Source organism: Rhizobacter sp. P3_B12 (assembly GCF_056402895.1).
On sequence record NZ_JBFUGN010000142.1, the window covers coordinates 1 to 9667 of the forward strand.

A 9667-nucleotide genomic window follows, 5' to 3' on the forward strand; every position below is an offset into this window, starting at 1 on the left:
GACCGCTACCGGCAGTACCTGCTGCACCGCGATCCGCGGGCGCGCTTCTCGGTCGTCAGCTTCGTGTGGGGGCCGGGGCAGGCGACGCCGATCCACGACCACACGGTGTGGGGGCTGATCGGTGTGCTGCGCGGGGCTGAGCTGTCGCAGGGCTACCGCTTCGCCGGGCCGGGCCAGCTGGTGCCGGCCGGCGCGCCGGTGCGGCTGGAGCAGGGGGCGGTCGATGCGGTGTCGCCGAGCGTCGGCGACATCCACCGCGTGGCCAACGCCTTCGACGACCGCACCTCGATCAGCATCCACGTGTATGGCGCCGACATCGGCGCGGTCGAGCGCTCGGTCTACACCGAGGACGGCCAGCGCCGCAGCTTCGTGTCCGGCTACTCCCCCTTGCCTTGATGGAACGCCTCCACCATGACCGACACCACCGTGATCCCCGCGCTGAACCCCGTCGACGTGCATGCCGCGCTGCTGGCGCGCGACGAGATCGCGCTGCTCGACGTGCGCGAGGAAGACCCGTTCGCGCAATCGCATCCGCTGTGGGCAGCGAACTTTCCGCTCGGCCGCCTCGAGCTCGATGCCTGGGGCCGCATCCCGCGGCGCGACACGCGCATCGCCGTCTACGGCGACGGGGCGGATGACGCCGTGCGCGCCGCGCAGCGCCTGCGCAGCCTCGGCTACACGCAGGTGCACCTGCTGGCCGGCGGCCTGGCGGGCTGGGCGGCCGCGGGGCTGGAGCTGTTCCGCGACGTCAACGTGCCGAGCAAGTCGTTCGGCGAATGGGTCGAGGACGTTCGGCACACGCCGTCGCTGGCGGCCGAGGAGGTGCAGGCGCTGCTCGATGCGAAGGCCGACGTGGTGGTGCTCGATGCGCGCCGCTTCGACGAGTACCAGACGATGAACATCCCGGGCTCGACCAGCGTGCCGGGCGCCGAGCTGGTGCTGCGCGTGCGCGACCTCGCGCCGGATCCCGCCACGCGGGTGATCGTCAATTGCGCGGGGCGCACGCGCAGCATCATCGGCACGCAGTCGCTGGTGAACGCGGGCATTCCGAACCCGGTGAGCGCGCTGCGCAACGGCACGATCGGCTGGACGCTGGCCGGGCAATCGCTGGAGCATGGCGCGGCACGGCGCTTCGGGCCGGCGAGCGCGGTGGCACGCGATGCGGCGCGGCACGATGCGCGGGCCGTGGCCGAGCGGGCGGGTGTGCGGCGCATCGGGGCGGCGCAGCTGGCGCACTGGGTGGCCGAGCCGGGTCGCACGACGTATCGCTTCGACGTGCGCACGCCGGAGGAGTACGCGGCCGGGCACCGCCCCGGGTTCCGCAGTGCGCCGGGCGGGCAGCTGGTGCAGGAGACCGACGTGCACGCGCCGGTGCGCGGTGCGCGCATCGTGCTGGCGGACCACGACGGCACGCCGGCCGGCGCGCGCGATGCGGGGGTGCGCGCCGAGATGAGCGCGTCGTGGCTGGCGCAGATGGGCTGGGAGGTGGCACTGCTCGACGCCGATGGAGCGTCGGATGGGGTGGAGGCGGGTGCCGATGCGCCACCGCGGCCGGCGCCGCCGCAGGTGCACGGCATCACGCCGTCGACCTTGGCCGATTGGCTCGCGAGCCCCGGCGCTGACGTGCAGGTGATCGACGTGACGACCAGCGCGAGCCATGTGAAGCGGCACATCCCCGGCGCGTGGTTCGTGCTGCGCTCGCAGTTGCGCGAGACGCTGAAGGTGCTGCCGCCAGCGCGGCGCATCGTGGTGACTTGCGGGACTGGCCTGCTGGCGCCGTTCGCGGCACACGAGCTGCAGGAGCTGCTGGGTTCGCAGGCCGAGGTGCATGTGCTGCTGGGCGGCACCGCGGCGTGGGCCGAGGCAGGCCTGCCGGTGGAGGCTGGCGAGCAGCGGCTCGCGTCACCGCGCACGGACCGCTACCGCCGCCCGTACGAGGGCACCGACAACGCGCAGGCGGCGATGCAGGCGTACCTCGATTGGGAGTTCGGATTGGTCGCGCAGTTGAAGCGCGATGGGACGCATCATTTCGCGCCGGTGTGACGCGACGTGCTTGTCACGGACGAATCCTTCACGTCTAATTCCGTCGCTTCGCTGTTGAACCTTTCCCACGAAGAGGGGTGACAGCGGAACTTGAAAAACGGACAAGCTGGACGAGCTGATCAGGGAGGATCGAATGTCAAGCAGATTGCAGCGCCTGTGGGCGCTGGTGGTGTTGTGCGCGTGCGTGGTGGTGGTGGCTTTGCCGGGGACGGTTGAGGCGCAGACACAACCGGTGTGGAACCCGGCATCGCGGCACTCGATCGCCACGTGTTGGGCCAACGGCGGAGGGGCCTTGCCGGCCCAGTGGTGGTACGCCCCCGCAGGCGGCGAGATCGACCTGGACGGCATCCTGCGAACGGCTGGCTTCATGTGGGCGCAGGGGAACAACCTGATCCCGCCGAACTGCCACTTCGAATGGGTCAGCGGCCCGAACCCGATCACGACCGTTCCGGCCGAGGACATCGGCAGGCCGTGGCGCGGCTTCTTCGTGAACGGGCTGATTTCGCACACCGTGTCGAACTCGTGCGGAGGAGGAATCCCCAGTCCGACCTCGTTCGAGCCGTTCGTGGCCACCTGCGGCTGCGATGTCGACCGCAGCCCGCCGGGCACCACCGGCTCAGCAGGGTGGATCACCCGAGCGGCTTCGCCCGCGTGAAGTACGACCCACGGGGCCGCATCACCGAAGTCGTGCAGTCGGTGAACTCCAAGGCCGGTGCGAACACCGTGCCGATCCAGACGACGGTGAAGTACGCCTACTCGCACGGCGACCTGATGACCATCACCTACCCGTCGGGCCGGGTGCTGGTGATCACGCGCGACACTGGCGAGCTCATCGGCATGAGCTTGGCGAAGGACGCAGGCAGCACGCCTGTGCCGCTGATCAGCAACGTGAAGTGGGAACCCTTCGGCCCGGTGAGCGGTTGGGACTGGCATATGACGAGCGGCCTGGTGCCGCACATGAGGCAGTTCGACCTGAGCGGCCGCATCGTGCGCTACCCGCTGGGCAGCGTGCTGCGTGACGTGAGCTACGACGCGGCCGATCGCATCACTGGCTTCACGCACCTGAGCGCCAATGACGGCACGCCGCAGTCTGCGCTGAACCAGGGCTTCGCGTATGACGAGAACAGCCGGCTGACCAGCATTACTACAAACGCGGCGAGTTGGTCGATCGCCTATGACCCGAATGGCAATCGCACGAGCGTGAGCCTGAACGGCAGCCAGAGCGACTACACGACCGAGGCGACGAGCAACCGGCTGACGAGCATCACGAACCCGGCCAGAAGCTTCACCTACGACAACGCGGGCAACGCGACGGTCGACAGCGCGAACTACACGGCAACGTATGGCCTGAACGGCGCGATCGCTAGCATCACGAAGGCGGGGGTGACCGGCAGCTACGACTACGACGCGGACCGCCGGCGCATTCGCAAGGTGACGAGCACGGGCGGGGTTGTGATCTTCGCGTACGACCTCGAAGGACAACTGCTCGGCGAATACGACCAGACCGGCAAGCCGCTGCGCGAATACGTCTGGCTGGACAACATCCCGGTGGCGATGTTCATGCCGGACCCGACCAACGCCAGCAACCCGCCACTCATCTACTACATCCATGCGGATCACCTGAACACACCGCGGATCGTGGTGGACCAGAGCGGCGCGAAGCGCTGGCGCTGGCTGGYCGAGCCGTTCGGCACGACGGCGCCGGAGGCGAATCCGGACGGGCTCGGAACCTTCGCGCAGAACCTGAGGTTTCCGGGACAGTACGCGGATGCGGAGAGTGGGCTCTGGTACAACCACTTCAGGACTCTCGATAGCTTGAGGGGTGGCTATACACAGCCGGATCCAATCGGCCTTGCCGGCGGGATCAATACTTACGTATACGTGGCTGGGAATCCCTCGCAGTACACGGATTCCTCCGGGCTGCGCGCTGAGGATGTTCTGCTAATTGATCGATATTTGAAAGAGCACTACGCGGATATAAACAGACGTGGCGGCTATCAGTTCGGAACGGTTGATCCGAAGCATAGAGCGGAAACCTTGGCTTCGAGCGGGATTACGATATTGCCGGCGAGTATTCGTTGCAAGGATCTGTCATACGATGAATTCCATGAGCTATTCGGAACTATGCTGCATGAATCAATGCACAGCACGGATTCTCCGAGTCAAGTAAGATGGGATGGGCTGGCTGATTTCTTTGAATTTGTTGGCGTGCCGCCTACGGAGAATCATCAAGGAATATATAATAGGGTTGTATTTGAAACTTTCAACGGGCATCGAATGCGCCCGCAGGGTCCAATTTGGGGGCGGCCTTCCGATTTTGTGCCGAAAATTTCGGAGCTCTATCGAGAGTCTCGAAGGAAAATTTCTGGGGGGTCCTGTGGGTGTCCGTAAGACTACATTGGCAAGCGTAGCGATTTTCGGGGTTGCTGCGATTGTCTTGTCCTTCTGGCCGCGATCTATTCTTCAGTCCAAACGCGGGATCACTGAATTCCAGATCAAAGCCGTGATCTATGCGCTGTCACTGTACCAAAAGGATACAGGGAGATATCCAGCCTCATTGGACTTACTGGTCGACTCTTCCGTCGGAGGGAAGTACTTTTCTGACGAACATGCACTCCTTGATGCTTGGGGGAACAAGTTCGTGTATTCGTTGAAGAAAAGTGCGGCTGGAGATGAAGTGATCGTCTATTCGATGGGTGTCAACGGTCTTGATGATGGCGCGCGGGGAGATGACATTGTTCTCAAATGAACTATCTTGGGTGTAGTCGACTTGAAATCTAGGGTCGCTGCTGTACCTGCCCTGCTCAGGGTGTAGGGTCTGAACGGTGTAATCCCGCGTACTACGAAAGCCGGGGCGATCTCAAGTCTGAAGTGCAACACCCGACACGCTCTCCTGCGACGATGGCATCGTCTAAGAGAAAGCACGATGGCCGTCGCTGAACTTGTGATGTGGGTCGAGATACGCCGATGAAGACCCCGCCCGATTTCGACGATTCGTCGCTGGCATTCAGACTCGGCGCCGCCACGCTGGGAGCGCTGGCGGGTATGGCATTCGGCCTGCTCATCGGCGCGATCTCATCTCACCCCGGGCTTGGCGTCTTGAGTGGCGCCATCGCCGGATCAGTCACAGGCGCCTTCTTCCCGCACACATCCCTCGGCATGCTGTTCGGGTTGGTTCACTTCGTCGCAGGCATCTTCACCGTCGCTCACTCTGCGCTGTTCGACGAACTCGGCGATGAGTTCTTTCGAGGCAGTTCTTCCTGGCTGAACGCGATGTTCGTGTTCGGCGTCCTGTACGCCATCGTGGCCTGGATCCTGTTCTCGGTCTGAGGCGCTGCCGCGCCGCTCCCACGAAGGGGAGGTGACAATGATCATTGGAGAGCCTGGAGCCAACAGTCTCGACGCAAACGACAGCGAGTGCGGAAAATGAAGATTCGGGAATGGGCCGGGGTCTGCCCTTCGTGCGGTCAACCAGCTTTGACGGCTGCCCATATTCTCCGTGGACTGGTGCCGTTCCTGTCATGCGGAGACTGTCCTCACTGCGCCATGCGCCTGAAGATCAGTGATCGGGTGAGAGACAACGTTCTCGGCGCCTTCGCGATTGCATTCCTGCTCGCTGTCAGGTCGTCCGTGGCGCTGCGAAGTTTGTGGCCCTATCTTCCCTTCGTTGTCTTTTTCTTTGCCGGCTTGGCCGCAACCAGTCGGTGGGTGCGCCCCGTCGTCGCGGGCAGACAAAGCCTGAAGACGCGCCTTGTGGCGTCCACTGCGACTGCACTTGTCGTGGCTTCGATGCTCGCAATCCCCTATGTGGCGATCGGCGTGTGATGAGTGCTTTTACGCTCGTCTACGGTCTCATCTACCTGCTTGTCTTCAATGCGGTGGTCGGACGGCTGCCTCCATCCTGGGCATGGTGGCAATCGGGGCTTGCAGGATTGTTTTCCGTGATCCTGCTCCACATCCTGCTGGGGCTCTTTGGGCATTCCTCGGCGAAACAGCATCAGCGAAAGATGGCAGCAGCGCAGTCATCGCCGCCCGGTGAACCGTCAGGAGAGGACGAGCGGTCCGCTGATGATGACCCGGCCGGATCCCGTCTCAAGTGACCTGGCGTCCCGCCTTCTTCCGCCCCGGCTTCGGCACGTCCACCGGCCGCACCTTCCCCAGATGACTCGCAATCATCCCCGCCACCGTCCGCGCCACTGCGGTCGCATCGAGCGGCTCATCGAACAACATCTCCACCGTCGCATAGACCAGCTCCACCACGATCCGGCTCACGAGCTGCAGCTCGGTCGCATCCGCCCCCGGCAGCGCACTCGCCAGCATCTGCGCCTGCTCGCGCGTCACCGCGCCGTGTGACGCGAGCCGCACCTCCTGCAGCGCCGGCACGGCGCGCAGCGCCCGCATGATCCACACGCCGCCTTCGGTCTGCGCGGTCGCTTCATGCGTCGCGAGGATCAGCCCCTCGAGCGCCCGCTCCAGATCCTCTGCCGTCCCACCCAGCACCTCGGGCGTGATCCAGTCGCCGATGCGCTCGTTCTGCGCCTGCATCAGCCGCTGCCCCAGCTCGCTCAGCAGCGCGTACTTGTTTGGGAAGTAGCGGTACAGCGCCGGCGGCGTCAGCCCGGCGCGCTCGCACACCAGGTTGGTCGACAGCCGCTCGATCCCCACGTCCGCCAGCGTCTGCGCCGTCACCTCGAGGATGCGCTCGTAGGTGTCGGTCGCGCGCTGCTGCGCCGGCTGCTTCTTGGTCGCAAGCGCGGGCGGGTTCTTCCGGGGTGTCGGCATCGTGGGTGGGCAGGTGGCTCAGGGATTGTCCGGTGATCGGAGGTCGATCAAGAGGGTGACAAAACGATAGTCATGACTATAAACTAGCGATGACTACTGACTGAGGACGGCGACATGAAGTGGATGTCTTGTGTTGAGTGGGTCGCGGGCGTGATGCTGAGCTCGCTGGTGCTGTCTGCCATGGCGGCCGGCCCCGACGACGCGAAGGGCCTGTGGCAGACCGCCGAGAAAGACGCCGTGATCGAGTTCAAGCCCTGCGCCGACCGCCCGTCCGCGCTGTGCGGCCGCATCGTCTGGGACAAGGACGCCGGCACGCCCGCCGACACCTGCGGCGTGCTGATCGCGCAGCTCGAGCGCTACGACAACGACGCCTGGCGCGATGGCTGGGTCTACGACCCGCGCGACAAGAAGAAATACAAGGGCGTGCTGCGCGTCAAGTCGGGCGACCTCCACATCCGCGCCTTCGTCGGCGTCGAGGTGCTCGGCCAGACCGAGCAGCTCAAGCGCGTGGCGGCACTGCCCGACACGCCGGTCTGCAAATCCTGATCCGCCACTTTCGATTCAACCCCTGGAGACGCCCATGCAACCGACCTTGTTCAGCCGGCCGCCGGTGCCCATCGGCCTGCTGCTGCTCGCCATCACCGCGCCGGCCTTCTCGGCCGAACCCGAGACGGCGCGCTACGCCGTCGACACCGAGGTGCGTGTCACCTCCGACCAGCGCACGCGCGGTGTCTCGGATTCGCTCAACAAGCCGGGCGTCAAGCTCAGCGTGCAGGCCGCGCACGAGAGCGGGCTGATCGGGCTGGTCGAGTTCTCGTCGGTCAGCAAGAAGCAGTTCCTCGATGGCGACGGGTTCGGCATCACGCTCGGCGCGGGCTACCGCTTCGGCGATCCGGAAGGCTGGCACTTCGGCGTCGGCCTCGCCGCCGAGCTGTTCCCCGGCGCCAGGTTCGATGCGCCGCACGGCTTCGATTTCGTCAACTTCGTGCCGACGGATGTCCGCAGCACCAACTACAACTCGCAGTTCGCGGTGCTCGAGGCCGGCTGGGGCGCGATCGAGGGCCGCGTGCTGAATGTCATCTCCAAGACCTACCGCGGCGCCGACACCGGCGGCGTCTGCGGCACGATGCTCTCGCTGATGCCCGACCCGACTGCCGGCCTCGAGTGCTACGCCCGTGGCGACAACAACTCGCGCGGCAGCTGGCTCTACGACCTCGACTACAAGCACCACCTCGACCCCGCCACCACGCTGAACCTGCACGCCGGCTACCAGAAGATCAAGAACTTCAAGGAAGCGAACTTCTCCGACTACCGCGTCGGCATCACGCACAAGCGCTGGGGCTTCGAATGGAGCGCCGACTGGGTCACCACGCACACCCGCGTGCGCGAGCTCTACCTCGCGCAGGACGGCGACGAGCTGAAGGCCACCGACAACAACAAGTTCTTCGTCACCGTGTCCCGCAAGTTCTGAGCACGATCCCGAGATGACCCTCGACGAACGGCTGGTGCTCGCGGTCGACCTCGGCACCTCCGGCTGCAAGTGCGCGCTGGTGGCGATCGACGGCACCGTGCAGGCCTGGGCCTTCCGCGCCGTGCCACTGCATGTGCACGGCGCCGCGGCCGAGCAGGATCCGCACGACTGGTGGGCGGCCTTCCTCGGCGCGGCCGGCGAGCTGCTGGCCGATGAGGGCCTGCGCCGCCGCGTCGTGGCGGTGTGCTGCTCGGCGCAGACCGAGGGCACGGTCTGCGTCGACAGCGCCGGCCAGCCGATCGGCCGTGCGATGACCTGGCTCGATGCACGCGGCGCCGACGCGATCACGCGCCGCGCCCGGGGCCTCGCGCTGAACATCGAAGGCTATGGCCCGCTGAAGCTGTGGCGCTGGCTGCGGCTCACCGGCGGCGCGCCATCGCTGTCGGGCCGCGATTCGGCCGGCCACATCGCGTGGCTGCACGACCACGAGCCCGAGCGCTGCGCCCGCACGCACAAGTTCCTCAACGTGCCCGACTACCTGAACCTGCGCCTGACCGGCCGCTTCTGCGCCACGCAGGATTCGGCGTTGACGAGCTGGGTCACCGACAACCGCGATTCGCGCCACGTGCGCTACGACGCCGGCCTGATCCGCCTGCTGGGTGTCGATGCCGACAAGCTGCCCGAGATCGTACGCTCGACCGAGGTGCTGGGCCCGCTGCTGCCGGGCGTCGCGCTGGCGCTCGGGCTCGACGCGAAGACGGTCGTCGTCGGCGGCGCGATCGACACCTCGGCCGTCGCGGTCGGTGCCGCCGTCGGCGACTACGAGACCCACCTCTACCTCGGCACCTCGTCGTGGCTGGGCGCGCACGTGCCGGCGATGAAGACCGACGTGCGCCACAAGATCGCCGCGGTGCCGTGCGCGGTCGACGGGCGCTACCTCGCGATGGCGCTGCAGTCGACCGCGGGCGCCAACCTGTCGTTCCTGCGCGACCGCATCCTGTTCCACCCGGACGAGCTCGCCGGCGACGAGGAGCACCCCGCCGCCTACGAGCTGCTGAACCGCATCGCCGCGCGCGTGCCGCCGGGCGCGCGCGGGCTGATCTACACGCCGTGGCTGCATGGCGAGCGCACGCCGGTCGACGACCCGCGGCTGCGCGCCGGTCTGCTGAACCTGTCGCTGGAGCATTCGCGCGAGGACATCTTCCGCGCCTTCCTCGAGGGCGTGGCGCTGAACACGCGCTGGATGCTGGAGCCGTTCGCGCGCCTGCTGGGGCGCGACGTGGGCACGGTCACCGCCGTCGGCGGCGGTGCGCAGTCGGACGTGTGGTGCCAGATCCTGGCCGACGTCACCGGCCAGCCGATCCGCCAGCT

12 protein-coding genes are annotated in these 9667 nt (G+C 66.3%); 11 read left to right on the forward strand and 1 reads right to left on the reverse strand.

The genetic code is table 11. From position 1 onward, the window contains the following. The 8 genes from AC1D01_RS10445 to AC1D01_RS10480 form a co-directional block, all read left to right on the forward strand. Positions 1 to 396, forward strand: a 396-nt coding sequence (locus tag AC1D01_RS10445) for a cysteine dioxygenase family protein (RefSeq protein ID WP_477865965.1), incomplete at its 5' end; no start/stop codon positions are given. A 15-nt stretch (positions 397 to 411) separates the two neighbouring features. Then, on the forward strand, positions 412 to 2043 hold the full coding sequence (locus AC1D01_RS10450) for a rhodanese homology domain-containing protein (protein WP_477865966.1): 1632 nt from the start codon (positions 412 to 414) through the stop codon (positions 2041 to 2043). A 133-nt stretch (positions 2044 to 2176) separates the two neighbouring features. After that, positions 2177 to 2698, forward strand: a complete 522-nt coding sequence (locus AC1D01_RS10455; protein WP_477865967.1) for a hypothetical protein — start codon at positions 2177 to 2179, stop codon at positions 2696 to 2698. Further along, positions 2668 to 4434, forward strand: coding sequence for an RHS repeat domain-containing protein (locus AC1D01_RS10460; protein WP_477865968.1), 1767 nt, complete (start codon positions 2668 to 2670; stop codon positions 4432 to 4434). Before AC1D01_RS10455 ends, AC1D01_RS10460 begins: the two co-directional genes overlap by 31 nt. Next, the gene (locus AC1D01_RS10465) at positions 4421 to 4792 is read left to right on the forward strand and encodes a type II secretion system protein GspG (protein WP_477865969.1); all 372 of its coding nucleotides are present in this window, start codon (positions 4421 to 4423) and stop codon (positions 4790 to 4792) included. The genes AC1D01_RS10460 and AC1D01_RS10465 overlap by 14 nt, the downstream gene beginning before the upstream one ends. Before the next feature lie 218 nt (positions 4793 to 5010). Then, positions 5011 to 5373, forward strand: a complete 363-nt coding sequence (locus AC1D01_RS10470) for a hypothetical protein (protein WP_477865970.1) — start codon at positions 5011 to 5013, stop codon at positions 5371 to 5373. Positions 5374 to 5589: 216 nt separating this feature from the next. Then, a complete protein-coding gene (locus tag AC1D01_RS10475; RefSeq protein WP_477865971.1) occupies positions 5590 to 5868 on the forward strand; it encodes a hypothetical protein in 279 nt (92 codons plus the stop codon). Then, the gene (locus AC1D01_RS10480; RefSeq protein WP_477865972.1) at positions 5868 to 6143 is read left to right on the forward strand and encodes a hypothetical protein; all 276 of its coding nucleotides are present in this window, start codon (positions 5868 to 5870) and stop codon (positions 6141 to 6143) included. Before AC1D01_RS10475 ends, AC1D01_RS10480 begins: the two co-directional genes overlap by 1 nt. On the opposite strand, the gene AC1D01_RS10485 is transcribed toward AC1D01_RS10480, so the two are convergent. Next, positions 6136 to 6825, reverse strand: a complete 690-nt coding sequence (locus AC1D01_RS10485) for a TetR/AcrR family transcriptional regulator (protein ID WP_477865973.1) — start codon at positions 6823 to 6825, stop codon at positions 6136 to 6138. The genes AC1D01_RS10480 and AC1D01_RS10485 overlap by 8 nt on opposite strands. 114 nt (positions 6826 to 6939) lie before the next feature. On the opposite strand from AC1D01_RS10485, the gene AC1D01_RS10490 reads away from it, so the two are divergent. The 3 genes from AC1D01_RS10490 to AC1D01_RS10500 all read left to right on the forward strand — a co-directional run. Next, positions 6940 to 7371: a DUF2147 domain-containing protein gene (locus AC1D01_RS10490; RefSeq protein WP_477865974.1), complete on the forward strand. Its 432-nt coding sequence runs from the start codon at positions 6940 to 6942 to the stop codon at positions 7369 to 7371. Positions 7372 to 7405: 34 nt separating this feature from the next. Beyond that, on the forward strand, positions 7406 to 8296 hold the full coding sequence (locus AC1D01_RS10495) for a TorF family putative porin (protein ID WP_477865975.1): 891 nt from the start codon (positions 7406 to 7408) through the stop codon (positions 8294 to 8296). Positions 8297 to 8309: 13 nt separating this feature from the next. After that, positions 8310 to 9667: xylulokinase (locus AC1D01_RS10500; RefSeq protein WP_477865976.1), on the forward strand; the 1358-nt coding region annotated here is incomplete at its 3' end.

Bases quoted from the DNA above. Each gene is read 5' to 3' on its own strand.
- AC1D01_RS10470 (WP_477865970.1), top strand. From the start codon at position 5,011: ATGAAGACCCCGCCCGATTTCGACGATTCGTCGCTGGCATTCAGACTC.
- AC1D01_RS10495 (WP_477865975.1), top strand. From the start codon at position 7,406: ATGCAACCGACCTTGTTCAGCCGGCCGCCGGTGCCCATCGGCCTGCTG.
- AC1D01_RS10475 (WP_477865971.1), top strand. From the start codon at position 5,590: ATGCGCCTGAAGATCAGTGATCGGGTGAGAGACAACGTTCTCGGCGCC.
- AC1D01_RS10480 (WP_477865972.1), top strand. From the start codon at position 5,868: ATGAGTGCTTTTACGCTCGTCTACGGTCTCATCTACCTGCTTGTCTTC.
- AC1D01_RS10455 (WP_477865967.1), top strand. From the start codon at position 2,177: ATGTCAAGCAGATTGCAGCGCCTGTGGGCGCTGGTGGTGTTGTGCGCG.
- AC1D01_RS10490 (WP_477865974.1), top strand. From the start codon at position 6,940: ATGAAGTGGATGTCTTGTGTTGAGTGGGTCGCGGGCGTGATGCTGAGC.
- AC1D01_RS10485 (WP_477865973.1), bottom strand. From the start codon at position 6,825: ATGCCGACACCCCGGAAGAACCCGCCCGCGCTTGCGACCAAGAAGCAG.
- AC1D01_RS10450 (WP_477865966.1), top strand. From the start codon at position 412: ATGACCGACACCACCGTGATCCCCGCGCTGAACCCCGTCGACGTGCAT.